General features: G+C 36.6%; 29 protein-coding genes, 1 pseudogene and 2 riboswitches. Of the genes and pseudogenes, 10 read left to right on the top strand and 20 right to left on the bottom strand.

Annotated elements, in window-relative coordinates:
- Positions 1-20: 20 nt before the first annotated feature.
- Positions 21-123: riboswitch (SAM riboswitch) on the bottom strand.
- A gap of 43 nt (positions 124-166) precedes the next feature.
- The 8 genes from add to PYW32_RS02240 form a co-directional block, all read right to left on the bottom strand.
- Positions 167-1168 (bottom strand): adenosine deaminase, encoded by a 1002-nt coding sequence (gene add / locus PYW32_RS02275; RefSeq protein WP_016175952.1) that lies wholly within the window; start codon positions 1166-1168, stop codon positions 167-169.
- A 55-nt stretch (positions 1169-1223) separates the two neighbouring features.
- Positions 1224-1322: riboswitch (purine riboswitch) on the bottom strand.
- A gap of 431 nt (positions 1323-1753) precedes the next feature.
- Positions 1754-2494 carry a tRNA pseudouridine(38-40) synthase TruA gene (truA, locus tag PYW32_RS02270; RefSeq protein ID WP_016175953.1) on the bottom strand — a complete coding sequence of 247 codons (741 nt, stop codon included), beginning with the start codon at positions 2492-2494 and terminating at the stop codon, positions 1754-1756.
- A 249-nt stretch (positions 2495-2743) separates the two neighbouring features.
- Complete coding sequence (locus tag PYW32_RS02265) at positions 2744-5254, bottom strand: sigma 54-interacting transcriptional regulator (protein ID WP_016175954.1); 2511 nt, start codon at positions 5252-5254, stop codon at positions 2744-2746.
- 70 nt (positions 5255-5324) lie between these two features.
- Complete coding sequence (locus PYW32_RS02260; protein ID WP_016175955.1) at positions 5325-6152, bottom strand: PTS system mannose/fructose/sorbose family transporter subunit IID; 828 nt, start codon at positions 6150-6152, stop codon at positions 5325-5327.
- On the bottom strand, positions 6149-6952 hold the full coding sequence (locus PYW32_RS02255; protein WP_016175956.1) for a PTS mannose/fructose/sorbose/N-acetylgalactosamine transporter subunit IIC: 804 nt from the start codon (positions 6950-6952) through the stop codon (positions 6149-6151). Before PYW32_RS02255 ends, PYW32_RS02260 begins: the two co-directional genes overlap by 4 nt.
- A 25-nt stretch (positions 6953-6977) precedes the next feature.
- Positions 6978-7475: a PTS sugar transporter subunit IIB gene (locus PYW32_RS02250; protein ID WP_016175957.1), complete on the bottom strand. Its 498-nt coding sequence runs from the start codon at positions 7473-7475 to the stop codon at positions 6978-6980.
- A gap of 12 nt (positions 7476-7487) precedes the next feature.
- Positions 7488-7907, bottom strand: coding sequence for a PTS sugar transporter subunit IIA (locus tag PYW32_RS02245; protein ID WP_016175958.1), 420 nt, complete (start codon positions 7905-7907; stop codon positions 7488-7490).
- 299 nt (positions 7908-8206) lie between these two features.
- Positions 8207-9412, bottom strand: a complete 1206-nt coding sequence (locus PYW32_RS02240; RefSeq protein WP_016175959.1) for an MDR family MFS transporter — start codon at positions 9410-9412, stop codon at positions 8207-8209.
- Positions 9413-9518: 106 nt separating this feature from the next.
- On the opposite strand from PYW32_RS02240, the gene PYW32_RS02235 reads away from it, so the two are divergent.
- The 3 genes and pseudogenes from PYW32_RS02235 to PYW32_RS02225 all read left to right on the top strand — a co-directional run.
- On the top strand, positions 9519-11216 hold the full coding sequence (locus PYW32_RS02235; RefSeq protein ID WP_016175960.1) for an ABC transporter substrate-binding protein: 1698 nt from the start codon (positions 9519-9521) through the stop codon (positions 11214-11216).
- A gap of 81 nt (positions 11217-11297) precedes the next feature.
- A complete protein-coding gene (locus tag PYW32_RS02230; protein WP_016175961.1) occupies positions 11298-12206 on the top strand; it encodes a zinc ribbon domain-containing protein in 909 nt (302 codons plus the stop codon).
- Between the two features lie 113 nt (positions 12207-12319).
- Positions 12320-12547, top strand: a pseudogene (locus PYW32_RS02225) (transposase); the annotation flags it as partial.
- Between the two features lie 121 nt (positions 12548-12668).
- Here PYW32_RS02225 and rlmH read toward each other — a convergent pair.
- A complete protein-coding gene (rlmH, locus tag PYW32_RS02220) occupies positions 12669-13148 on the bottom strand; it encodes a 23S rRNA (pseudouridine(1915)-N(3))-methyltransferase RlmH (protein ID WP_016175962.1) in 480 nt (159 codons plus the stop codon).
- Between the two features lie 237 nt (positions 13149-13385).
- Between rlmH and PYW32_RS02215 the strand changes: the two genes are divergently transcribed.
- The gene (locus PYW32_RS02215) at positions 13386-14675 is read left to right on the top strand and encodes a S1C family serine protease (protein ID WP_016175963.1); all 1290 of its coding nucleotides are present in this window, start codon (positions 13386-13388) and stop codon (positions 14673-14675) included.
- Positions 14676-14714: 39 nt separating this feature from the next.
- Here PYW32_RS02215 and ytpR read toward each other — a convergent pair whose 3' ends face one another.
- From ytpR to pepA, 4 genes are all read right to left on the bottom strand, one after another.
- The gene (ytpR, locus tag PYW32_RS02210; RefSeq protein WP_016175964.1) at positions 14715-15326 is read right to left on the bottom strand and encodes a YtpR family tRNA-binding protein; all 612 of its coding nucleotides are present in this window, start codon (positions 15324-15326) and stop codon (positions 14715-14717) included.
- A 359-nt stretch (positions 15327-15685) separates the two neighbouring features.
- Positions 15686-16150 (bottom strand): universal stress protein, encoded by a 465-nt coding sequence (locus PYW32_RS02205; RefSeq protein ID WP_016175965.1) that lies wholly within the window; start codon positions 16148-16150, stop codon positions 15686-15688.
- 24 nt (positions 16151-16174) lie between these two features.
- Complete coding sequence (locus PYW32_RS02200) at positions 16175-16486, bottom strand: thioredoxin family protein (protein WP_016175966.1); 312 nt, start codon at positions 16484-16486, stop codon at positions 16175-16177.
- Between the two features lie 98 nt (positions 16487-16584).
- On the bottom strand, positions 16585-17661 hold the full coding sequence (pepA, locus tag PYW32_RS02195) for a glutamyl aminopeptidase (protein ID WP_016175967.1): 1077 nt from the start codon (positions 17659-17661) through the stop codon (positions 16585-16587).
- A gap of 129 nt (positions 17662-17790) precedes the next feature.
- On the opposite strand from pepA, the gene PYW32_RS02190 reads away from it, so the two are divergent.
- Together PYW32_RS02190 and PYW32_RS02185 are read left to right on the top strand one after the other, a co-directional pair.
- Positions 17791-18129 (top strand): hypothetical protein, encoded by a 339-nt coding sequence (locus PYW32_RS02190; RefSeq protein WP_016175968.1) that lies wholly within the window; start codon positions 17791-17793, stop codon positions 18127-18129.
- 22 nt (positions 18130-18151) lie between these two features.
- A complete protein-coding gene (locus PYW32_RS02185) occupies positions 18152-18532 on the top strand; it encodes a PH domain-containing protein (RefSeq protein ID WP_016175969.1) in 381 nt (126 codons plus the stop codon).
- A 38-nt stretch (positions 18533-18570) separates the two neighbouring features.
- On the opposite strand, the gene pepV is transcribed toward PYW32_RS02185, so the two are convergent.
- Entirely contained in the window at positions 18571-19983 is a 1413-nt protein-coding gene (pepV, locus tag PYW32_RS02180) for a dipeptidase PepV (RefSeq protein ID WP_016175970.1), read from the bottom strand.
- Between the two features lie 122 nt (positions 19984-20105).
- Between pepV and PYW32_RS02175 the strand changes: the two genes are divergently transcribed.
- On the top strand, positions 20106-20939 hold the full coding sequence (locus PYW32_RS02175) for an NAD(P)H-hydrate dehydratase (RefSeq protein ID WP_211210809.1): 834 nt from the start codon (positions 20106-20108) through the stop codon (positions 20937-20939).
- Positions 20940-21002: 63 nt separating this feature from the next.
- Positions 21003-21470: a hypothetical protein gene (locus PYW32_RS02170; protein ID WP_016175972.1), complete on the top strand. Its 468-nt coding sequence runs from the start codon at positions 21003-21005 to the stop codon at positions 21468-21470.
- Here PYW32_RS02170 and PYW32_RS02165 read toward each other — a convergent pair.
- From PYW32_RS02165 to PYW32_RS02150, 4 genes are all read right to left on the bottom strand, one after another.
- Entirely contained in the window at positions 21408-21584 is a 177-nt protein-coding gene (locus PYW32_RS02165; protein ID WP_016175973.1) for a hypothetical protein, read from the bottom strand. The two genes, PYW32_RS02170 and PYW32_RS02165, sit on opposite strands and share 63 nt — an antisense overlap.
- Positions 21584-22099 (bottom strand): alcohol dehydrogenase catalytic domain-containing protein, encoded by a 516-nt coding sequence (locus PYW32_RS02160; protein WP_016175974.1) that lies wholly within the window; start codon positions 22097-22099, stop codon positions 21584-21586. Before PYW32_RS02160 ends, PYW32_RS02165 begins: the two co-directional genes overlap by 1 nt.
- 114 nt (positions 22100-22213) lie before the next feature.
- Positions 22214-22966 carry a class II aldolase/adducin family protein gene (locus PYW32_RS02155; RefSeq protein WP_016175975.1) on the bottom strand — a complete coding sequence of 251 codons (753 nt, stop codon included), beginning with the start codon at positions 22964-22966 and terminating at the stop codon, positions 22214-22216.
- Positions 22967-23095: a hypothetical protein gene (locus tag PYW32_RS02150; RefSeq protein WP_275066192.1), complete on the bottom strand. Its 129-nt coding sequence runs from the start codon at positions 23093-23095 to the stop codon at positions 22967-22969.
- Positions 23096-23157: 62 nt separating this feature from the next.
- Between PYW32_RS02150 and PYW32_RS02145 the strand changes: the two genes are divergently transcribed.
- Positions 23158-23631, top strand: coding sequence for a PfkB family carbohydrate kinase (locus PYW32_RS02145; RefSeq protein ID WP_016175976.1), 474 nt, complete (start codon positions 23158-23160; stop codon positions 23629-23631).
- On the top strand, positions 23591-24118 hold the full coding sequence (locus PYW32_RS02140; RefSeq protein WP_016175977.1) for a PfkB family carbohydrate kinase: 528 nt from the start codon (positions 23591-23593) through the stop codon (positions 24116-24118). The genes PYW32_RS02145 and PYW32_RS02140 overlap by 41 nt, the downstream gene beginning before the upstream one ends.
- Positions 24119-24185: 67 nt before the next feature.
- Here PYW32_RS02140 and PYW32_RS02135 read toward each other — a convergent pair whose 3' ends face one another.
- Entirely contained in the window at positions 24186-25370 is a 1185-nt protein-coding gene (locus tag PYW32_RS02135) for an acetate/propionate family kinase (protein WP_016175978.1), read from the bottom strand.
- A gap of 64 nt (positions 25371-25434) precedes the next feature.
- Positions 25435-26445, bottom strand: a complete 1011-nt coding sequence (locus PYW32_RS02130) for a class I SAM-dependent methyltransferase (protein WP_016175979.1) — start codon at positions 26443-26445, stop codon at positions 25435-25437.
- Positions 26446-26467: the final 22 nt, after the last annotated feature.

Raw genomic sequence — 26467 nt, 5'->3', positions numbered from 1 at the left:
ACTGGATAAACAATCTGTTGCTCTCATCTATCTGGGAACCACCCACTGGAAGTAGCACAGTATCTTTAGGACCTGTTGCTGAGGTTTCGTTGGGCCAGTTCCCTCCGCCTCTCTGGATAAGAATGAATTTAATTTTTACTAACAGTACCAATCAATCGGTCGTTTGTCAATTGCCTTTTTTAGGATATTGCGCCAAACACCATGCTTTGACTTCATCACTTGCAAAAGCAGCAACGACGCTAGTCTGGTAAATCGCTTGATACATTGGTTCGTCCATCATCAAAGCTTGTTGCACGCAGACCATTTCGTTGGTCATTGTCGTATCTGAAACGGTGCGATTATCCGTACTAATAGTGACCGGAATTCCATCTTGGTAAAACTGATAAATAGGATGTTCTTGGTAATTTTGGACAGCTTTGGTCTGAACATTACTTGTTGGACACATCTCTAAAACGATTTGACGTTCTTTCACCAGTTGATAAGCAAATGGATCATCTTTGATAAATACGCCATGACCAATCCGTTCTGCTCCCAATAATTCGATTGCATCAGAAACGTTTTTCCCACTACCTGTCTCCCCAGCATGAATGGTTACTCGATACCCATATTCTTTCGCTAAAGCAATCGGTGCGACAAAACGTTCACAAAACCCTACTTCTTCAATCGCGCATAAATCAATTGCCACGACACCTTTTCCCAAAAAGTTTTTGCCAGCTTCCACCACGTCAAATACACTGTCCACTGACATCGAACGTAAGCAAGACAAAATAATATTGCCTTTTATTTCATAACGAGCTTCTGCTTGGCGCATCCCATCAATCACGCTTTGGATGACCTCTGTCAACGTTAAGCCTTTTAAGACATGTAATAATGGACCAAAACGAACCTCTAAATATTTTACATTCTCTTTCGCAGCGTCTTCAAATAATTCAAACGTGATTCGTTGCAAACTTTCTTTGGTTTGCATCACTGCATTTGGTAAAGCAAAACGTTGTAAATATTCTACTAATGACGTACATTCAAACGGTGCAACCAACATTTTTTTTAGTTCGGCTACTTGATACGTAGGCAGTTCAATTCCTTCTTTACGTGCAATGTCTCGCACTGTTTCCACGCGTAGACTGCCATCTAAATGGCAATGTAACTCAATTTTTGGTAGTGAATACATCGATATCCTCCTCACGTATTACTCAATAAAAAAATTCCTGCTTACGAAGAAAATACACCACATGCATCTTCTTCGTAAGCAGGAATTTCGGTTCCTGGTAGAGACCTCCAAACCATATTATTGGAGTTATACGAAAATTATTCTTGATTAATTTTTACTAGAATAATAAAAATCGACGAACTTGTCAATCATCATGGTTATTCCTTACACGTCATCTCGATCATTTAGTTTCTTTCCGTTAACTATCAGATAAAGCGCAAAAGCAATAAGTAACAAACAGATACTAAATAATGTTGATTTTCCTTTACTAACAATTGCTGGATGAAAACTTAACTAAATTCCCAACAAGGATACCCCTAACATCAAAATTGCCCCATATTTTGTCACACGATTCACTTTTTCCACTCCTTTGTGGTCTTTTTCTGCTACAAACATATTTTTTTATTGCCCTTATTTATATATAATCGGTCGATTTTTGTAAATTTCTACCCTCCTTCTTTCTATAATAATAAAAGAATCTTGCCAAAAATGAAACCGTTTCATCACACTAACTAAAAAAACCTACTGCGAACAGTAGGCTTTTTCTTATTTATAAAATACTTCATCCAAAAATAATCCTTGGGCTGGAACTGTTTCTCCGGCATGTTGACGTACTTTACTTTCAAAAATAGCATCAATTTCGTCAATTTCCATTTTACCAGCACCAATTTCGACTAAGGTTCCGGTAATAATTCGCACCATTTTATGCAAGAAACCGTCGCCAACAAAAGTAACATGTAATAGACTGCCTTCACGTTGAATAGAAAGTTCCTCAATCGTGCGAACTGTAGATTTCTTCGTCTTTTTCAATGCCGAAAATCCCATAAAGTCATGTTTTCCCAATAATTTCTCACAAGCTAGATTCATTTTGTCAATATCTAGTTCTTGGGGTACATGGAAACTACGATGGCGCTCAAACGCAGAAGGAATTGGATTATTCCAAATATAGTAACTATATTGTTTGCCAATACAATTGTAACGTGCATGGAAGCGTTCCGGCATTTCTTCGACTTTTTTAACCACAATATCTTGCGGTAAATAACGATTCATAAAGTCTAGAATTTCTTCACGACTTAGCGTTGTATTGGTTTTAAAATTGGCAACTTGCCCTCTAGCATGTGTACCTGCATCTGTTCTTCCAGAACCAATAATCTCAATTTTTTCACCGGTCATTTGGGTAATAATTGCTTCAATTTTCCCTTGAATTGTCTTATCTGAATCCCCAAGTCGTTGCCAGCCAAGATAACGTTTGCCATCATATTCGATGGTTAATTTTATATTTCTCATAGTGATTGTTTTACTCCTTATTGTCATTTATTTTATCAGAAATACTACTACATTCTCACAAAATAGACATCCTGTCCAATACTTTTTACCAAAGCAAATGAATAGTCTTTAATTCAGAGTTCACTTGAATCGTTTGATAGCCAACAAAATTTGCATCGATTGTAACTTCTGTCTCCATTAAGTACATAGTAATTTGCTGATTTATCAACAAATTACACTTTTAGAGAGTATATCAAAGATTAGAAAGCATTAACTAGTAAGAATTTCATACAAAACATATAACTCCCAATCAGAAATTTCAATCCGATAGAATTTCTCTAAAGTATATAAAATACTTTTCATATTTTGATAAAATGGCTTTTTAGCAATCTTTAACGTCTCAATTTTCTCTGGTAACGGATAATCCGCTCCTCCTAAAATTGTTCGTTCAATCATTAAAGCAAGATGCATGGTTAGATTAAATTTCATCTTGGCGCTTAATTTTAAATCAAAGCGTTTCTCACTTTTTTCGGTCACATCTTCTACTTGGCGAATAATCACATCCGGATTTAAAAATTCCAACTTCTCAGATAGCCCTTCTTTTGAGAAAAAATGAATGGATTCTTGAATAAAATTCGGAATATTGTTTGGATGCATTAAATTTTTCAAGACATGATTTAAGTGTTCCTCTGCATCCTCATCAACTACATCTAATAAATTTAAATTTGGCACTTCGGTTTCTTTATCTAAATAAGTTGTCGTCACAATTAAAGACGTCTCTTTTAAATAGTTCTCTTCTTCTTGGGCTCGATTTAATGTATTCATTAAATCATTAAAATTAAGCACAATTTTTTTTATATCTGTATAAAAATATTTGTCACAGATAGCTCGAATTTTTTTCGACACATCACGACCCGAGAGACTTGAAATTAAAATATTTTTTTCGACAGCAAATCCTTCAAAATATTGAACTTCCGTTTTAAATTCCTTTTCAGTAATTTTAGCAATCTCATAGAATGGATAATTAACAACTAATTGCTGGCCAATTTCAAGAGCATAAGATGTCGTTAAGTTATTAACAACCAATAATTCTCCTAAAATTTGAGGTTTCAAGCTTTTATAAAGCTGGGTTAATGAACCCATATCAACAAGCATAATCACCCCTTCTGAAGTGTCTCTTTCAGATAACCATAATTTCACTTGATGAATCACATCATGGACTGAAGAGGTTAGTGGCATATTAATAGCATCAAAAACATACTCCCCACATAATTTGTTAGCGACACCTTGAATACTACTTGCCGTAGCATTGCCATGAGCGACTAATAATGCTTGGTAACGGATTTCCTCTGATACTTGCTCCAATAACATAACTGCTAATAAGCTTTGAGTAATTGCTTTCAGTTCATTAGAGATTCCTTCAGTTAAATAACCGCAAAGTAATGTAGTGCGTGGATATTGTTGCTTCAGTAGTTGATAAAGTGGTATTACATTTGGAATTTTTCCATATTCACTGACCAAGTGTACGATTCGCACCACACTTTGTAGTGCTTCTGATGTTAGAGCTTCATTATCTAACATTTGTTTATTATTATGTTGCACAACGCGATAAATCTCTGCTGGGAGTACATGGTTCATCATCTGCCAATTATCTAACAAATATGCTTGATCTAATTGTTGAATTTTTTCTCTTAATGCGAGCAAATTTTGTTCATTGGCTAACAGCGTTTCTAACTTAGTGACAATCTTTTGTTGGTATTCTTGTTGCACATATAATTCATTGTTTTCCTGACAGATTTCAATCAATTCATCCGTGATGTCCCCAATAATGATTTCTTTTTCTTGTTTTCTTAAAGCATTTGCACAATACATCTGTACTTCATTGACTAAACTACCAATATTCCCAGAAAATTCTTTTTCAATCAATTCATTAAAAACCACATGACTTACTTTAATCGCACGACCAATTCGCTTGGTTTCACGCCAAAACAAATGACGTAATAATGCTGCACGTTCATAAATTGGTCGTTGATGAAACGAAAGTAATTCAATAACCACTGAAATGCGACGGTAAAACGTAGGCAATAATACATTTTCTGGGATCTCGGTTGTCGCAAATAATAAGCGAACATTTGCGCTTTCTGTCATTTCATCTTCACCGACTGGTCGAAATTTCCCAGTATCCATAAATTGAAACAACTTCTCTTGATTTTCGTGAGAAAGTCGATGAACTTCATCTAAAAACAATACACCGCCATTTGCTTGTGCCAATAGGCCTTTTCGCTCTTCGTTTGCACCTGTAAAAGCACCTTTGCGATGCCCAAAAAGCATGGACGAAAGCAACTCTGGATTGTTGGCATAGTCAGCACAATTAAGTACGAAAAAGTTCTTGGCACTTGCTACTTGTCGTTCTTTTAAATAATCGTAAATCAAACGTGCTAAAAAGCTTTTGCCTACACCGCTATTTCCATGTAACAATACTGGCAATCCTAAGGGTGGGTATAAAATTGCCGCTTTGCATTTCTCAATTTCTTGTTGCATACTGCCTTGGCTACCAATAAATTGAGAAAATACATCTACACCTTCATAAACACCTGCTTTTTGCCAATAGACAGGTTTATTGCCTGTCTGAATAATTTCTCCATCTTGTAATAATTGATTCAAATATAAACTTGTTACAGAACGACTTAAACCAATTTTTTCAGCAACTGCAACAGTGGTTAATCCTTCCGTAGATTCAGTAAAAATATTCATTAGCTTATGATACGTCTCTTCACGCATAAGAATACCACCTCTTTCAACTTTAAATAATAACACAATAGACGTGAGAGAAATCTCTCACGTCACTGAATTAACAGACTCCTAATAAGCCTAAAATAATTCCTAAGAACATAATACCAAACATAACTACATTAACATTAACTTTTTTTCGAAGTAACCAAAAAGCAAGTAATGTGACAATCAAGGGAACCAAACCAACAAAAAGTTGATCTAAATAATCTTGGATCATCATAACTTCTTCGCTACCTTTTACCCCTACTTCTAAAATCGTTTTAAACTTAACATTTGAAGCTGTCATACTTCCCATCATCATTAATCCTAATAAACTAGAAGCTTTTGTCAAAATTTGCATACCGCCACTTTGATACATTCGTTGAATAAACGTTTCTCCTACCGAATATCCAGAATATAAAGCATAATAGTGGATGATAAACGCCGGAATATTATAAAGAGCTAGAAAAACAATAGCCCCCATTGCTGAACCGGTACTAGCAATTGAAATACCAATTCCAGCTGCAATTACTCGTAAAATTCCCCAGAAAAAGGCATCCCCAATTCCAGACAAAGGTCCCATCAATGAAGCCTTTACCGCAGTAATGGAACTATCATCAAACGATTCTTCTTCACTATTTTGACGTTCCATAGCAGCTACTAATCCCATGATAAAATTATTAATATGCATCGTAGCATTGAACCATGTCGTATGACGAACTAGCGCATCAGCTTTTTCTTCTTTCGTTTTATAAAAACGATTAATAACTGGCATTAGTGTATACATTACACCAACTGCATGATATTGCGTTGCTCCAGTACGACTAATGTTCATCGTCCATGAGCGCCAGAATACTGAACGCATCATTTTTTTGTCTTCATTCGTTAAGCCTTCTTTTAATTTCATGCGAAAAAGTCCTCCTCTTCCTCTTCTTGACTCATTGTCCCACTCGCTTTATGTGAAGCAGGTAGATGTGCTAATTCAAAATCACGTTGTGAAATCATCACTGCAATGACAATCCCTACGCCAGCTACAGCCACTGCCGGCAATTGCACATAGGCTGTTAAAATAAAGCCTAATAAGTAAAAAACAGCTAACTTATTATCCCAGAGTAATTTCATTAACATCGCAAAACCTACTGCTGGTAATAAACCACCCGCTGCACTCAAACCATTCATCAATGCTTGGGGAATATTTTCGACCAAAGTGTTTACTGGACCGCTTCCTGCAACAATTCCAAAGAAAGAAATTGACGCAATAATTAAATAATAAATCACCCAGGTGCCCCAATGAAGCGTCACAATCATTCCTTGATTGTTTTCCCGCGCAGCTTTATCCAAAATTGGTGCAAAAATATTCATAAAAACATTTTTCAAAAACATAACGACAAACGCCGCTAACATCCCAATTGGAATTGCCAGTGTCATTGCTGCTTCTTGATTAATATTTGAGATAATCGCAAAAGTCGTCGCCAATGTAGTTGCTGTTACCGGTTCTGCCGCAATAACTCCTCCAATATTGACATTTCCCATAAAGACAGCCTCTAAAGAAGCCCCCATCAAAATTCCTACTTTAATATCTCCCATTAATAGTCCCGTCACTAAGCCAACTACCAATGGACGTTCCATCATACTTTGTCCAGTTAAATAGTTACCTGCAAAGCAGATAAATACACTTAACGCTGCCATTGTTGCATGCATTAACATACCTTTTCCTCCTTATTATGTGATGCTATAAATTATCTAGCGCTTTTTTCAAATCTAATTGTGGATTGCTAGGTAAGACTTGATTGTAGCTTTTCACATGTGTGAGTTCGGATAAATCACGAGCAGATTGTAATTCTTGTGGATTTAATTGCACGCTATGAAAAAGCATCGTTTTGTCTTTTGGATCAGATTTATCAAATCTTCCGGCATTTGCTACATTTACCGTTTCAATATCTTGGACACTTTGTGCAATTTTTGTTGCATCAGAGACCGAATTAACAATCACAAAAATGCGATGGTCTTTCCCGCGTGGGTCATTAAATACATTAATGGCGTCATCTACCGAACGAATCAATAATTTCATTCCATTTGGCACAGCCATTTTCAATGTCATTTGCATCATTTCATTTTTTGCTGCTTCATCATTTGCTACGACTAATAATGGTGCATTCAATTCTTTGGTCCATACAACCGCTACTTGTCCGTGAATTAAACGGTCATCCACTCTAATTTGTGTAATCATATCTATTTCCTCCTAAAAAAAAGATTCTTCTTCCTCTTGAATAAATGTTGTTGGTACTAAAGTGACTTGACTGTCTGCAATATATGCTTGAATACCTTCATGTGTTAATTTCTCATCTCCTGCAAACAGAATTGATAAAATAATGGCTAAATTGGCATTCGAAATGACAAATATATTTTCTTTTTTATCCTTCATAACTTCTGTCACTATTTTTTGATTCACACTACCGCCAAATAAATCTGTAAAAATAACTGCTTGTTCTTCTTCATTTATAGAATGAATAAACGCAATGATTTCTGGAGTATAGTCCTCGTCTGTCATATAAGCATTGATGACTTGAAAATCATTTCCTTTATCCGCTAGAATAGTTAAGGAACTTTGGAACCCTTCCGCTAATCTTCCGTGACTTGCTAACAAATATTTTCTTTTCATACGTTCACCTCCTACTTTTATAAAAGCAAATTTCGTGCCAATTTCTTAGCTCTATTTTTAGTTGGTTTAACAAGCTTTACAACGCTCTTTATCTGTTTAAACACTTCTTTTTTTATTAAACAGACTGAACAGCTCACGTGGAAAAACAAATACAACGATTAGAAACTTTAACCTAAGTCCGTTTAACAATAAACTATCCGAACACTAAAGATAGTGGCAAACTCACGAGCATTTGCGCGACTCAATCTTTAGTGTTCGGATAGTTTTGTCTTATTTTACTTTAGCTTACAACCACTTCTTCATTCTTTTCGCAAGGCTACATACGTAAAGAAGCTACCAGCAATGGCTAAGCCAAAAATAGATAAACCAACGACCATTGTTGATACTAAATGAGAAAACATTAACGTCATAGCGGCAACGACCTTCCCTAGTTGAAAAATGATTCCATTAAACGCTAAATAACTTCCTCTTTTTTCGTAATCCATCATTTGAGCCATAATAGCTTGGCGTTTAGGTGTGTAAATGAGTTCTCCAATGGTTAAAAGAATCGTGGCACCAATGATAAGGGGCAAGTGTACAGCAACTGCGTTTAGTGCATAACCTGCTCCAAATAATAAGAAGCCTACATATAAAATTCCTGTTGAAGTAAAACGATTCAACCATTGTCCTACAGGAACAGAAAAGAAAATAACCATTAATGTATTAATCGCTGTCATCAGACTCAATGCTTTCACACCATCCATTGCTGTACCAAAAAAATTCGTCGCAACAAATTCATTTGCCATATGTACAGAAATGACATTTGTTCGTTGGAATTCAATACCCAAAATCAAAATACCACCAATGGTAAACAATAAGAAACGACGATCTTGAGCAACCTCTCGATATTTTCTTAAAACATCCCTCAAGCCAATTTGTGTTTTTTTCTCTGTCGGTTGATAGGTTTCAGAAATAAAACGCCAAGTAATAAACCACGTCACTATACTCAATAAAACTAACGCAAGTAATAATTCCATTAAATGGGATTGAAATAACCAACCACCAATAGTCATTCCAATAAGTAGTGATACATTCGTCGTCCAATACGTCATTGAATACATAAAACTCCGATTTTCTTCCGTACTAACATCCACCAACATCGCTTCACTTGCCGGTGCAATTAATCCACTCGTAATAGAGGTGACTAAAATCAAAACATACATGCTGATTGGCGATTGTAACCAAGGAGAATTGACAATTACCATCCCCACTTGGGCAACTAATTTAATACTTTCTCCAATCACCATTAATTTTTTTCGTCCAAAGACGTCTGTTAAATGCCCGCCATAAATTCCCGCCAAGAAACTGACAATGACATTGACCAATACCAAAACGCCCGCAATACTTGCTCCGAATTTTTCTGTGTAATAAATGGCAATAAACGGAAAAATCATCGAACTAACAACTTTACTTAGAAACTGAATCACAATACGTAATTGAATATTCGGATGCAATGATTGAAACATCTGCTTCACTTCCTCTCTCGTATCAGCTATTATAAAAGAGAAAAATAGAATGAAAAATGGACAATATAAATAAAAATGTCCCCTTTTAGGCATTAGGAGGTGTCTGATGAATCCGATTTATTTTCAATTACGTGCCCTATTCCAAGCAGACGAACCCCATTACTTTAAATTGCAGCAACTAAGTGACCAATGGTTATGTACCCCAAAACAGACAAAACGTCGTTTAAATATGTTGCAAGAGCAAGGATCTCTTCACTACATCCCCGGAAAAGGACGTGGGAATCCCTCAAAAATCGTATTTACTCACTCTTTAAAAGATGATTTAGACCAAATACTGCAACAACTACTAGCAACGAATGATATTTCAGGTATATTAAATTTACTAGATTTCGGCTTTCCTACTCACTTTTTTGATCGTTACTATGAAAAAATCCAATCTCTATTTGGTCTGCAAGAAAATGCCAGTGCTGAAATCAAATTACCAGTCATTATCCATCGTCCTTTAACCACCATTGATCCAATTAAAGCAGCTGTTTATCGCGAATCGTTTATTTTAAAACAATTGGGCGATACATTAGTCACAATCAATGAAAGGAAACTTGCTCCCGCAATCGCCCATCACTGGTCGATTGAAAACAATGCATGTACTTGGCGATTTTTCCTCCGAAAAGGCGTGAAATTTCATCATGGTAAAACCTTAACTAGTCAAGACGTAGCTTATACTATCACGCGCTGTATGCAAAAAGGTGCCAACACTTTTACCCAATTGAAGAATATTCAACAAATCGAATTGATTTCTGACTACGAAATTGTCTTTCATCTTGAACATTCTGAACCATTTTTTGGTCATTTGTTAGCAAACCATAGTTGCATCATTTTACCTGAGGATATTCCTTTTGATGAAAAGAAATTCATTTCATGCGGTCCATTTAAATTGAATCATTATGGTACGACGACAGTTTCTTTAAAAGCATTCGATCACTATTATGGCTTCCGCGCTTTGATTGATGAAATTGAATTTTTCATTGATTTTACGGATTCTTCTAAACTAACTGATTACGAACAAGTCCAAACCAATAATATTGGTGTTGAATTTCTCATCTTTAATCAAAAACGCGACACGGTGGTTAATGATTTGCATTTTCGTGAAGCACTCTATCATTTATTGGATAATCAACAACTACTAAAAGACTTAGGAGCAGACTTGGGGAGTCCTGCTAGTCGTTATTTTCCTAAAGAATCTGCTCTCCTTCATAAATCACTGACTAAAGCGAAAGCAGCCTTAAAGAAATCAACTTACAATGGAGAAACACTTCATCTAGGTTATCTCCCGATGTTCCAAAAAGCTATTCATCAATCGGAATGGCTCCAAAAAAGAGCAGAAAAAATTGGCATTTCCTTTAAACGAATCCCATTTACATTTAATAAGGAATTTTTCACGTCGAGTATGGAAAAAAACATGGATATGGTGATGATTGGTGATATTCCGATGTCCGATGACGAACTGTCTTTCCTTGATTTTTGTACGAATGGGACACTATTGTTGCAACGTTTTTTATCTACAGAAAATCAAAATCACTTACAAGAAAAAGTGACGCATTTCAAATTTGAACAAGATACAGAAAAAAGATGGACACTCTATCAAGAAATTGATCGTTGGTTGATTGATAATTATTTTCTGATTTATATCATCCACCCACATAAACAAAATCTCGTTCATACGATGCTTCATAATAATCCGATGAATGTTGCTGGGTATTACGATTTTAAAAATGTCTGGGAAATCCCCACTAAGAAGAAATAACTTATTTACTTTATTAACATCAATAAATCGAGCGTTTGTGATAGGATAGTAGTAACAATTAAATCAGTATTGGGGGAGTTTATGTTGAAAATTTGTCAGAATTGCCACGCTGAAAATGATACAAATGCACAATTTTGCCATGCATGTGGAGAACGATTAACCGACACAACTACTATGTCACGAGTAACTACTAGTAACACCCAGCGGAAGAATACATCCTTTGTCGTAATTGTTGTTTTATTGATAGCTGTCATTGCGATTGGACTATTTTTATTATTTAATCTGTTTCAAACCAAAACACCTGAAATAGCGACCAATCATTCAACAATCACTTCGACAAGTCCTGCTTCGACAACAGCTACTAGCTCCAATGACGAATTAAGTCAATACGACGAAATAATTGCTGAAGCAAAAAAGCTAAATGTTGATGGAAAATACAAAGATTCTGAACTCAAACTCGCTTCGATTCCAGTGAGTGCGCTAGCAAAGCTAGAATTTTCGTCCATTAAAGAAGCCGTTGAAAAATTATCAGCCTCTAATAATGAAAATATTCAAGCAGAAAACAAGAAAACAACTACCCAAAATAATCCATCGTCTGCAAATGCCAGCTCAGGTTTTACTGGTGATTTAGCGAAATGGGCAAACACGTATATGTTTTATTACTCTCAACAATCACAAAAACAAAGTCGTTTAACGATTTCCGCAAACGGTAGTGTAACTCAAAGCAATTATGATGGAACGCAATATTTCGGGACAGCAACTATTGAAGCTGCCTCTGAAAGTGCCCTAAGCTATAACACCGACGAGTTGTATCCAATTGATTTACCTTCAAAAAAAGAAATCACGTCAAATGTTAGAATTACGGTTCAATGGGATAATCAAGGTGGGACACAGGTCTTCTATGGGTATCTTTCGTATTCCTCTCGACTTGCTTTAACAGATGGTATCACCAAAAATTCTGGGATGAATGAAGTTTGGATTACGTATTAATCATGAATCGATTTCGTTTAAAAACTACACTATGTTGATTCAGTCAGACAGTGTAGTTTTTTCATTCACAGATAACTATCCTTGTTCGTATAATTCTTTGTCTTTACACTCTCGAGTTTTCGCCCAGTATTCGTAGAACCATTTACTCAACCAATCTAATCGAGTCTTTCAATAAGCAAATTAAAAAGTACAGCCGCAAAAAAGAGCAGTTTCAAAATGAAGAATCACTAGAACGCTTTCTAGTCAGCATTTTTGATACATACAATCAAAAATTTCTAAACAGAAGCCATAAAGGTTTCCAACAAGTAACCGATACATTAGTTTCAATGTTTACTGAGTAACTAATTATTTTGCAGAAGAACGATTTATTTACACAAAATTATTGACGCTATCTGTTTAAGCTATCAATGATTAATTTTAAACATTGATAGTTTTTTTTGCAGTTTATTTCTAAATTTATCCTTACTTATGATACGGACCGCCCGTATTAATTCGAAATGCGCGATAAATTTGTTCCACTAAAATCAATTTCATTAATTGATGAGGATACGTCATTTTGCCAAATGAGATTTGCACGTTACTACGTTTCATGACGTCTTCGCTTAAACCTAACGATCCACCAATGACAAAAACAACTTGGCTTTTTCCTTGAATGCCTAGTTGATCAATCTGTTTGGCAAACTCTTCACTGCTAGGATTTTTACCTTCAATCGCCAATGCATAGACATATTCTTGGTCTTTAATCTTAGCTAAAATCCGTTGCCCTTCTTTTTCTTTTACTTGTAACATTTCTGCTTCACTTAAATTCTCCGGTGCTTTCTCATCGGGAACTTCAATTAATTGAAGTTTGGCATAAGCACCTAGACGTTTCACGTATTCATTAATTCCTTGCACGAGGTATTTTTCTTTTAGTTTCCCGACAGTGATAATTTTAATATTCATGGTGATTCTCCCTTTAGTCCTGATTCTTCTATTATACATGTTTCCCCATAAAGTTATCCACAGTTTGCACAGATTTATCCACAGGTTATTAAAAAACACTGGTCACAACTATTTTTCATGATTTTAGAGATTTTTGTGCGTATCTTTTTCATATTTTGTTCAAAGTCTAGCAGTAGACTATATTCAGAAATTAATATTATAATAATTATAAGAAAACTAAATAGGAGGTACATACTCATGGCTAAAAAAAATGTCACACCACGCAGAACAAGTAATGGTGTCTTAAAAAAATTTGGTATTGGTTTACTAGGAGGCGTTTTAGGCGGGATGCTAAGTGTCGGTGGTTTTTATTACGCCACTGGTGCAAACGAAGCAGCTTCTGCTAATGAACCACTTACTAGCGAAAGTACCAAAGATTCTACGAGCGATGCCCAAGTAAGCAACGTCAAAGTCAATGTGAATAGCGATATTACTTCCGCTGTTGAAAAAGTCCAAAATTCAGTGGTATCTATCATTAATTTACAAGCAAGCTCTTCACAAAGTCAATGGTTAAATCCTTTTGAAACACAAGAAGAAAGTAGTTCTGACCTACAACCAGTCGGTGAAGGTAGCGGTGTAATTTACAAAAAAGATGGGAAAGATGCGTATGTCGTAACCAATAACCACGTGGTTGACGGACAACAAGGACTAGAAGTTGTCTTAACGGATGGTACTAAGGTGAAAGCTGAATTAATTGGGTCTGATGCGTATACAGATTTAGCAGTCTTAAAAATCGCTTCTGATAAAGTTGATACTGTAGCAACATTTGGTGATTCAGATTCATTAAAAGTTGGCGAACCAGCAATCGCGATTGGTTCTCCTTTAGGTTCTGATTATGCTAACTCTGTTACACAAGGGATTATCTCTTCACTAAATCGTTTGGTAACTAACACTAACGAATCTGGACAAGTCATTAGTATTAATGCCATCCAAACCGATGCGGCGATTAATCCAGGGAACTCCGGTGGTCCATTAATTAACGTTGCTGGACAAGTTATCGGTATTAACTCAAGTAAAATTGCTAGCTCTTCTGGTTCCGGTGTCAGTGTTGAAGGAATGGGCTTTGCGATTCCAAGTAATGATGTAACAAATATCATTGAACAACTAGAAACAAAAGGTGAAGTCACTCGCCCAGCTTTAGGTATTTCAATGGTTGATTTGAGTAGTATTTCAACGCAACAACAAGAACAAATTCTAAAAGTACCATCTTCTGTCGTCAACGGTGTCGTCGTTTCTTCTGTTGGTAGTGCTACTCCTGCAGAAAAAGCTGGTATCCAACAATATGACGTGATTACCAAAATTGATGGAAAAGAAATTAGTAGCGGCACTGAATTACGCTCTGCTCTATATAGCAAATCTGTGGGTGATACTATTGACGTAACGTTCTATCGTGAAGACAAAGAACAAACAGTCAAAGTTGAGTTATCCGTTGACCAATCTATCATCAATAACCAAAATCAAACACAAAGTATTCAACCACAAAACTAAAAAAATAGCGACTCGTTGATGACAACGAGTCGCTATTTTTTATTTTCCTACTTGAAATGCTTCGCCAATCACAGCATCGCTGCCTAATTCCAAAATACCACGTTTCATTGGAGCATTTGGTAATTGTAATTCTTTCGCGGAGCAAATCATGCCATAACTTGCGACACCACGTAATTCGCCTGGCCAAATCATCATTCCATCAGGCATCATTGCCCCTGGTTTCGCTACAACAACTTTTAACCCTTTACGAATATTTGGTGCACCACAAACAATTTGTAACGTTGCGCCATTGTCTACTTCAATTTCAGTAACAGACAAATGATCGCTGTCTTCATGTGGTTCACACGTTTTCACAAAACCTACGACAAATTTTGGTTCATGATCGGGTGTTAATTCTTCTGTAAAACCAGCGTCACGCATTAATTCATTTAATTGCGCGACTTGTTCATCAGAAAGAGTGACTTGACCAGTCCCCTCAATTGTCATCACATCTGAAATCGCAAAGAAATTCCAACCAACTACACGACCATCTTCTGTTTGAATACGAGCCACGTTTCCTTTACGTTCAACCGTTTGTTCTAACCCGTTATCATTTTCTGTTATCACTAATAATGTATCACTAACATATTTGGGATTGTAAGCAAAAATCACATTGTTTCCTCCTAAAATTCATTTCGACAACTATCTTAACAAATTTTACGTTCAGAAACACTATTCATGGCATTTTTTTTAGTAAAAAAGCGTTCTTTTCAAAATCATTCTCTAGACGGAGTACAAGAACACAAAAAATGCTATAAATAAAATTACAAAGAAAGCGTTTTCTTTGTAATTTAAAAGAAAAGGATTATCATGAAAAACAAAGGTTCATTCTGGCAAAATTTATTTGGTTTCTTGTCCATAGACATTGTTGTTCGCGGTATTGTTGCGGTTATTCTCCTATTTTGGTTCCTCACACGTTAATTGAGCGTTGGCAGACGATTTTTCATTTATAGAACAAACAAAAAGGCTGATTAATCAGCCTTTTCTTTATGGGTTGGTGTCACAACTAAAACGTCACATGGCGCTTCACGAATGATATAGCTAGCAACACTTCCAGTCATGAAACGTTCCACTGCATTCAAACCTGATTGTCCAACCATGACTAAATCAACCTGATATTTTTTAGGTAACTCACGAGCTAAAGCTGTTTTTGCTGAACCAAAAGCCACAACGCCCTCTACATTGTTAAAGGAAACAGAAGCAGCATATTCTTTGGCTTCTTGAATCATTTCTTTCGCTTCGTCTTCTTCTTTGTCTAAAATAGAATCGCTTAATGGTGTATAGCCCATTGTCGTTGGTAATTGTGGCTCAATAACCGCTGCGACAATTACTTTCCCATTATTTCTACGGGCAACTTCCACCGCTTTTTCAAAGGCTTCTTTTGCTTGTTCTGAACCATCGATACCGACTAAAACTGTTTGATAGTTTTGTTCCATTGTGCTCACCCTTCCAATTTTTATTTAAAGATTACGAAGAAATGTTTCGATTTCTTCTTTGGTTTTACGATCTTTATTCACTAATCTACCTAATTCTTTGCCATCTTGAATCACTACAAAACTAGGAATGCCAAAGATATTCCATTCCGAAGCTACATCCATATATTCGTCACGATCGACTTCAATAAATTGATACTCTGGAAAATCCGCTTCAATTTCTGGCATCGTCGGTTTGATAAAACGACAATCGCCACACCAATCTGCTGTAAAGAAAAAGACATTTTTTCCATTCTCTACATATCCTGCAAGTTCTTCTAAATTTTTAGGAATAATCACGCAACCGCCTACTTTCTTATTTGCTAATTTTAGTATACTCCTTTTGCCACACGAAAAAAAGCTATCCAAACTAGTTTCATTTAGATAGCTTTTTGAATTTATTTACCTTCAATAATTGTGTTGATTGTACTTTCGTCTAATCCGCGTAACGTTTGAATCAACATCTCACGTGCTGCTTCATAATCGGCAATGCTAAACATCGTTTGGTGGGTATGAATGTAGCGTCCAACCACACCAATCACTGTACTTGGAATGCCTTCATTTGCAGTATGCGCAGCACCTGCATCTGTGCCGCCTTTTGAAACAAAATATTGATACGGGATATGATGTGTTTCTGCTGTATCCAATAAGTATTCTTTCAAACGAGGCAACATAATTAAACCAGGATCAAAAATACGCATCAGCGTACCTTCACCTAAATGGCCAAAAGTCCCATTTTTCGTCACTGTATCATCCGCAGCAGAGCAATCGACTGCAAAAAATAAATCCGGTTTGAATTTGGTGACAGAAGGTTTGGACCCACGTAAACCAACTTCTTCTTGGACATTGGCACCAGCAATTAATGTATGACCTAATTGTTCTTCTTTTAATGCTTCCAATGCTTCTAAAACAACCGTACAACCATAACGATTGTCCCAAGCTTTTGAAATAATATTCTTGCCGTTAGCTGTTTTAATTGTTTCCACTTGTGGCACAATCGTATCGCCTAAACGGACACCATAAGTGGCAGCTTCTTCTTTGGATTCAAAACCAGCATCAAATAAAATATCTCCCACTTCCAATGACTTTTGTCCCGCTGTTCCGCGTAACAAATGTGGCGGTATTGAAGAAGAAATACAAGGATAATCGCCTTTAGCTGTTTTCAATGTAAAACGTTGCGCCGAAACAACATACGGATTCCATCCACCTAATGATGTCACTTTAAACAACCCACGATCAGTAATTTGCGTAATCATAAAACCAACTTCATCCATATGTGCCGCCACCATTACTCGTGGTGCATTTGCATTTTCATGATGACGAATCCCAAAAATGCCACCTAAACCATCTTGTTGTACTTCATCCACAAGTGGCGTCATTTCTTTACGCATGTATGCACGAACATCGTGTTCAAAACCGCTTGTACCTTGCATTTCTGTTAACTCTTTAATTCGTTGAAATGTTTTTTCTTGCATTTTTTTGTTTGACAATTGTCAAACCGAGCCCCCTTTATTAATAAAACTACCTATTCAGTATAACGCAAATCAGATAATATGGTAAAATAAACAGTAATTAGATTAGAGTTTAAGAAAAGAGGTCATGTTATGACAACACATCAACCGTTTAATTATTTTAAAAGTGGTTTAGCAATTGGTGCAACAATTGGATTGGCAAGCGGCATTGCTGCTACTATCTGGGTCAAAAATCGTAAAGAATTATCTGCTGACGATGTTTTAGATCAAGTCAAACGTGCCTTTCTAACAGAAGGCCCTATCGAAGGTTCATGGATTAATTTTGAAAAACAACCGCTACGTAAGTTTGCCGTTCATTCCAATGCGTATAGCGGTGGAATCACTCGCATGGAAGATGGCGAATTAGCTATCTATGAATTTTTAGCTGATACGAAAACCGGAACTGTTTTAGATATTACACGTTCAATCTAATAAAAGAAAAGAGGAATGTATGATGGGTTTATTTGATGGATTAATGGGCAATGCCACTGAAGCGAATCATAAAGAAATCACCAAACAATTAGCCGATGTGCTAATTCCCGATGAACATGTTGACTTAGCATTTAAATTAGTGCGTGACTTAGTCGTCTTTACTGACTATCGTTTGATTATTGTCGACAAACAAGGGATTACTGGGAAAAAAGTGACCTATAAATCAATTCCTTATAAAAGTATTTCACGTTTCAGCGTTGAAACATCAGGGCATTTCGATTTAGATGCAGAACTAAAAATTTGGATTTCCAGTGGTGTCGAACCTGCGGAATTATTACAGTTTAGAAAAGATAAAAATATTACACAAATTCAAAAAGCGTTAGCCGCAGCTGTATTAAGCTAATGAAAAAGCCGATGTGAGTGGTCACATCGGCTTTTTGTTTATTTAGCTAAACGATAAATGGCATCAGCATAGATTACTGCTGCACGGAATAAGTCATCTAATGACATAAATTCGTTGGCTTGATGCATCGTATCTGTGTAACCTGGGAACATTGCGCCATACGCTACACCGCGTTTTAACAAACGTCCATACGTTCCACCACCGATAATTTGTTCAAAGCCTTTTTCACCAGTATGCTCTTCATAAACTGCCAATAATGTTTTCACCAATGGATCATCTTGAGGAACATAATGCGGTGTCATATGATGTGGTTCTGTCGAGAACGTCGCACCAAGTGTACCGATTGTTTCTTGTAAACCAGCTTCAATCGCTTCCAAGGTTGTCCCTTGAGGATAACGGAAATTCAAGTTAATAAATGCTTGGTCTTTGTCTTTTGCAAACTCAAACAAGCCAGCATTCATAGTTAATTTACCCATTTTTTCATCTTCATAAGCAGTGTGTAGTTTTTCGCCGTAGACATCTTCATGAAGGTATTGAGCAACCACTTGGATAAAGTTTTTTGCACCACCAGCAAACGCATAGTCGTTTAAGAAAACAGCTAAAAATGTGGCAGCATTGATACCAATTTGCGGGCTTGCACCGTGTGCGCCTTTTCCAATTAAATCGAACGTTACTGTTAAGCCATCCACGCTACTCGTCCCGTTCACTGGATTTGCTTCCAAATAAGTGGCAAAAGCTGTTGTTAATTCTGCTACTTTATCTGCATCAGGAGCAGTCACTACTGCTTGTGCTGTACCTGGCACCATGTTGGCACGCAAACCAGAAACAAAGCTTTCTAACGTATACTCGCCTTCATTCCCATTTGGTAAATGTACAGCAATTGAAACATTGCCTTTTTCACCATTAATAATTGGGAATTCTGCATCTGGTGAGAAACCAAAGTCTGGTTTTTCTTCATGTTCGAAGTAATAATCCATATCTGCCCAGCCACTTTCTTCATCAGAGCCAACGACAAAACGGATTTTTTTTGATAACGGTAAACCTAATTCTTTAATAATTTTCATGCCATAATAAGCCGCAATACTTGGTCCTTTATCATCTGATGAACCACGTGCATAAATCTTATTATCCTTCACAACTGGATTATATGGATCAGTATCCCAACCATCGCCAGCTGGTACAACGTCCATATGACCAAAAATGCCCAATGTTTCATCGCCTTCACCATATTCAATATGTCCAGCGTAGTTATCCACATTTTTCACGACAAAACCATCACGTTCGCCATATGCTAACATGTGTAATAGTGCATCACGAGGTCCAGGGCCAAACGGTGCATCCGACGTTACTTTATCGTCCTCGCGTTCACTTTTTACTTTTAATAAGTCGATTAAATCTTGCAACAAATCATCTTTTCGTGCATCGACTTCTTTTTGCCAATCAATTGTCATTTGATTCCCTCCAATTTCTATCTCGTGTTCCATGATACCACTTCTAACATCGAAAGTGAAAAAGTTTTGCGTAAGATTCTTTTTTAGAAAAAAGTTATAATAAAGTAACGCTAAAAAAAGGACTGACGTTTATGAAACAACTAACTGAAAAATGTCTCAACATCATTCAACCTCGTCCCGAAATTTCTCATAAAGGCACATTTGGGCGGGTCGTTTTAATTGGGGGCAATGCGCAATATGGCGGAGCAATTATCATGAGTGCCGAAGCTTGTGTCCGCGCTGGTGCTGGTTTAGTTACCGTGATTACAGACTCGGTAAACCACACTGCCTTACATGCGCGCCTGCCAGAAGTAATGGTCGTCGATTGGTATGACGAGCAACAAATCGATGACGTTTTTGCAACAGCAGATGTCTGTTTGATTGGACCCGGTTTAGGTTTAGAAAAACACAGCCAAGAATTGCTGGCTTTTGTTTTGGCACATCAATCCAAACAATGGCTTGTCATTGATGGTTCGGCAATTACATTATTGGCAAATACCACGTTTACCTTGACCGTACCAGAACAAACCGTATTCACGCCCCATCAAATGGAATGGCAACGCTTGAGCAACCTTCCAATGAACCAACAAAATCAACAGACAAATCAGCAGGCGCAACAACAGTTACAAGCAACCGTAGTGTTAAAAAGTCACCGTACAGAAATTTACCACCACACAGGTATCTATCAAAATCCTTTAGGCAACCCTGGGATGGCCACTGGTGGAATGGGCGATACTTTAGCAGGCATACTTGCTGGTTTTTTAGCCCAATTTCCCAAAGAATTGGCGACCATTCAAGCTGCTGTCTATCTTCATAGTTATATTGGTGACCAACTCGCCAAAAACCGCTATGTTGTTTTGCCAACTGAAATCAGTGCTGCACTGCCATTTTGGATGAATTATTTCGCAAATGCTTGAAAAATAAGCAGACATCACCTATAATTCTTGTTCTGTTAACTTTTTGACAAAAGGAGAATGTGTATGGTCAACACTGAATTGCAAAAAGAAAAGAATTATTTGTCACAAGTTTATCATCAACTGCTACAAACAGAACAAGCGCTACAGTCACTCGTTCAAAATACCAAAGAAGAAGGTCTCAACTCCTTACGAGAAATGAGCAAGGACATAAGTCTCAACTTTGATAGTGTCCTAGATAATTTGGATACTTTCTCCATGCTTGAAATGAAAAATCGTGAAATTGATCAAATGAATATCCGTATTCAATCAAGTGAGCGAACATTACAACAAGTACAACAACTATTGAAAAGCCCCTATTTTGGTAAAGTTACCCTCACTTTTGTTGGCGAAGAAACGCCGGATGCGTTTTATTTCGACCGGTACAATTTTACCAATGAAACAGGTGAAACCATGATTTTCGATTGGCGTTCACCAATTGCCGAAACCTATTACAATAACTTGTTTCCCATTAATCACTGCCGTTACATCTAATTCTTTGGCTTTAGCTAAGCGGTTATCCATGATATCAACGACATAAATCTCATTTAATCCCAACGATTTCAACGCTAATAATGTCACTAAACCAATCGCACCCGATCCAGTCACTACTGCTCGTTGCCCAATTTTTGCTTCTCCTTGAAATGAGCATGGAAACCAACTGCCAACGGTTCAATCAACGCACCTGACATTGTATCGACATTCTCAGGCAATTTAAAACATAAGTTTGCTTCATGAGCAACATATTCTTGGAAGACACCATCAATTGGCGGTGTCGCAAAAAAGACCACATCAGGACACAAATTATAGCGTCCAGTCCGACAAAAGTCACATTTCCCAAACGTTTTCCCCGGTTCTAAAGCAACTTTATCTCCGACTGCAAGATGTGTCACATCCGCACCCACTTCAACGACCACCCCGCCAGGATCGTGTCCCAAAACAAAAGGTGGTTCCACCACATAATTGCCAATAGCACCCGTCTCATAATAATGTAAATCAGACCCACAAACACCCACATATTCTAGTTTCACTAACGCTTCATCTTTCTTCGGTTTGGGAATTTCTCGTTCGACAAAACTCGTTTTGCCAATCCCATCCATCACTGCTACTTTCATTTTTACCATTTTCTTTCCACCTCAAATGTTTTCGTTTTCATTTGTTAGGTATCGTTTAGCAAAATAGTGAGTGTTTGGATATACTTCACTAGAAAATAAAAAAAAGAGAGGGTACTCTCTTTTTTAATCTCCACCTGCGGCAATTTTAGCCTTATTGTAAATTGCTTTTCCTGATTTAAGTTCATCCAAATCACCAATTTTTTCTCCTTTAGAATAAAAACCATCTGTAATGCCTAACGCTTGAAAAATAGCTTGTTTGTATGCAATTTCAGCATTCCATTCAACTGTATCTAAAATAGATAAAGCTTTATGGATGGCCATCACTCCTGTTTCTCCAGTCGCATTAATTAATACCCCATGACTATCCAACAATAACATGTGTGGTACTGTTAAATTATTTTCTTTAATATACGTACTCGTGATACTTGCTAACTCTTCTGAACAGTTTGGCGCAAAATCTAGTACGGGTACTGCTGCAACTTTTTGTGTAGCTTCAGTTAGATTGGGCATAGGGAGTTCAGTTGTTGCCCAAAACATCGCATTAGGAGCATGTGCATGTAAAACAGCTTTAATTTCAGGATTAGTATCGTACATTGCCTCATGCATATTAATTTCTCGTGTTAATTTCCCAATACCACTAACTACTTTTCGAGTATGAGGTTCAACAACTAAAATTTGTGCAGCACTCAACTCGCCCAAATACGCTTCAGACATCATCGTTGGTGTCATAATAATGTAGTCTTTTCCATCTTTATCTGTTGCTTTAAAAGAAAAGTTTCCTCCAGCAACATTGGTTAATTTTCTAGAAAAAATCAGCTTTACAATTTTTGCCATATCTTCTCGTTCTCGTTCAAACATCATACGTCCATCAGACATTTATATGTCCTCCTTTGTTTTTCTAAACAATTTTTTTGATTGTAAGGTCTCTTGTACCGCTTCTTGAACCACGCGAGATTCTGCTAGTTGTTTTCGACGTTTTTCATCGTATTCTTTAAATAAAATCATATTTCAGATAATCACTTGGAATATTATAGTACGTATACCGAGATTCTTAAGGAGGAAAAGAAATGATTGTTACGGTTACGATGAATCCATCAATTGATTTGGCCTATTTTATCGAGCATTTTAAATTAGGACGAATGAATCGCTTTGACTCTCCCACAAAATCAATTGGCGGTAAGGAGATTAATACCGGACGTACTGCTGCTTTATCGGGATCGGACGTACGCTTAACAGGCTTTTTAGCAGGGGATGTCGGTGAATTGGTTGAACGATACTTACAAGCTGAAAATTTATTTACCCTAGATATGCTAGATACTTCTGGGGAAACAAGAAATGCCATCACGATTATGCATGATAACCATACACACACCGAAATTGTAGAAAGCGGTCCTGAAATTTCAGATGAGGAAGTTTACCACTTGTTAGCTAAATTAAAAAATATTTATCAGCAAGAAAATCTGAAAGTTATTTGTATTTCTGGTTCAATTAATTCTAAAAATGAACAAATCTATTTTAGAAATGCTTACGTATATTCGTGAACAAATTGATGAAAACATCCCCGTATTCATGGATGTATCAGGTCACCAGTTACTGTCTCTTTTAAAAAACAAAGACTATAAACCAAGTTTCATCAAACCGAATGTCCATGAGTTAGGAGAAATTCTGCATAAAGAAATTGAGACCAAAGAACAAGCTCAAAAAGAGTTAGCTCATCCCTATTTTCAAAGAATTGACTATATTATGATTTCCTGTGGTGATGAAGGAGCTTTGTGTAAAGTTGGAGATGATTTTTACGACATTACCATCCCCTCAATTGATATTGTTAATACTACAGGGTCTGGTGATGCGTCGGTTGGTGGCTTCGCACATGCCGTTGAAAATAATTTTTCTTTAGAAGATACGTTCAAATATTCTATGGCATGTGGTATGTCGAATGCACAACATGGCGAAGTCGGTTTTATCAATAAAGCCGATGTTGAAAAATTTATTCAACAAATTCATGTCCAAAAACTAACGATTGCATAAAAAATAACCAATTAATGGTCACTCTTATTATAAGAGCCTCATTAATTGGTTATTTTTAGTTCATTTCTTAGCCACGTAATGCTTCTACATCGCGAGCGATAACTAATTCTTCATCTGTTGGAATCAATAGTACTTTTACTTTTGATTCTGGTGTTGAGATGTCTAGTTCTTTTCCGCGTGTTGCGTTTTTCTCTGGATCTAATTCACAACCAAACCAAGTCATACCGTTAATGATATTAGCACGAGCGTTGGCGTCGTTTTCACCGATACCAGCTGTGAAGACAATGGCATCTACACCGTTCATTACTGTTACGTAAGAACCAATGTATTTACGGATACGGTCAGCAAAGATATCTAACGCAGTCGTTACTTCTTCTTTGTCCGTGTTTGCTTCTAAATCACGCATATCGCTTGAAATACCAGTTAAACCTTGTAAACCAGATTTTTTGTTTAAAATGTTAATCATTTCTTTAATATCAATATTCAATTTATCCATTAAGAATGGTAAAATCGCTGGATCTAAATCACCAGAACGAGTACCCATCGTTACACCAGCTAAAGGTGTGAAGCCCATTGATGTATCTACTGATTTACCACCATCAACTGCTGTGATAGATGCGCCATTACCTAAATGACAAGTGATGATTTTTAGCTCTTCAATTGGGCGACCTAACATATCTGCTGCGCGGTGTGCCACGTATTGATGACTTGTTCCATGTGCGCCATATTTACGTACGCCATATTCTTCATAGAATTCTTTTGGTAAGCTATATAAGTAGTTTACTTTTGGCATTGTTGAATGGAAAGCAGTATCAAATACAGCTACACTCACAATGTTTGGTAATAGATTTTGGAATGCTTTAATTCCCATAATGTTTGCTGGGTTGTGTAATGGTGCAAAATCAGCTAATTCTTCAATTTTTGCTATAACATCTTCATCAATAACCACTGATTTATCAAAGTAACTACCACCTTGAACAACGCGGTGACCAACACCAGTAATTTCATCGTAAGAACCTAAAATGCTTAGTTCGATTAACTGATCTAATAACATTTTAACAGCTACTTCATGGTCTGGGATATCAATAATTTGTTCAAATTTTTGATCTTCTCCATATTTGATTGTGAAGATTGAATCGTTTAAACCAATACGTTCTACGATACCTTTCGCGATTACTGTTTCTTCTGGCATTTGATATAATTGCCATTTTAGACTTGAACTTCCTGCATTAATTGCAATTGTTTTAGACATCTTATTTTCTCCCTCATTCTTAATTATTTTAAATCCTCAAAAAATGCTTTTTGAGGCTCATACACTAATTCAAACCACTACTTTTTTTCCAAGTAATGAACTCTTGAAAGAACGCTGTGACATGTTTTGGATCTTTCAATGAGGTTAATTTTGCTAATAGCACTTCAGGTACTTGTTGAATCTCTGTGCCTTTGCGTTGTAAAATCAGAATGCTCTTACGAGAAACTTCATTTTTAAACAATTCATCTGGCAATTGAATAATGCCTTGTAAATAAACTGTATCGCCTAACCATTTTTTTAAATAACTGCTTTGCTCGGTCTCTAAGAAGTTTGAAGGAACTAAAAACAAACCAAAACCGCCATCTTTCACATAATTCATACTTTGTTCCATCAATAAATGATGTGCAAAAGTATGGCCATCTTCTGAGCCAGTGACAAATTCTTGTGCTTTTTCATCAATCGGATAATAGCCAACTGGTAAATCACCTATAGCAATATCAACCGGATCAACTAATAAACTTTGTAAACCATCTTGGTGGAATAATTGGGTATCTACTTGCAACCATTGACTATTTGCGGCTGCAATACCTAATAACGTTTCATCATTATCCACACCGATACCAGCAACATGATAATTGGCAATTGCCAAATTACTGATAACTGTTAATAATAAATTCCCCATTCCTACCGATAAATCAAGAACAGTTATTGGATGATCTTTTTTCGTTAATTGTTCAATTAAGAAAACAAATAAAAAGCCAATACTATCAGGTGTCAATTGATGGTTTGGCTGTAAGGGTTCTGTTTGCGCCCCTTTAAGTAGCAACAACTGGGAAAGTTTACGAATTTCTTCTTGTTCTAACGAAATTGTTTGTAATTTACGATAGATTTCATTTACTTTTTCAGCAGTTTTTGCATCTGGAACCCCATCAATCACACGTACTTGGTATTGATCAACGATATTTTCCACATGTTCTACATAGGCATCCAAATACGAGGACTCCAATGCAGTTTGCAACAATTGAATGGCTTCAAGATGCAAATGGAAGCTTTCTTCAATTTTTTCTGGAAACATGGTGCACCTCATTTCAAGCTCT

This window comes from Enterococcus saccharolyticus subsp. saccharolyticus (genome assembly GCF_029023825.1).
Classification (GTDB): Bacteria; Bacillota; Bacilli; order Lactobacillales; family Enterococcaceae; genus Enterococcus_F; species Enterococcus_F saccharolyticus.
This window is presented reverse-complemented; position numbering and strand designations above follow the sequence as displayed.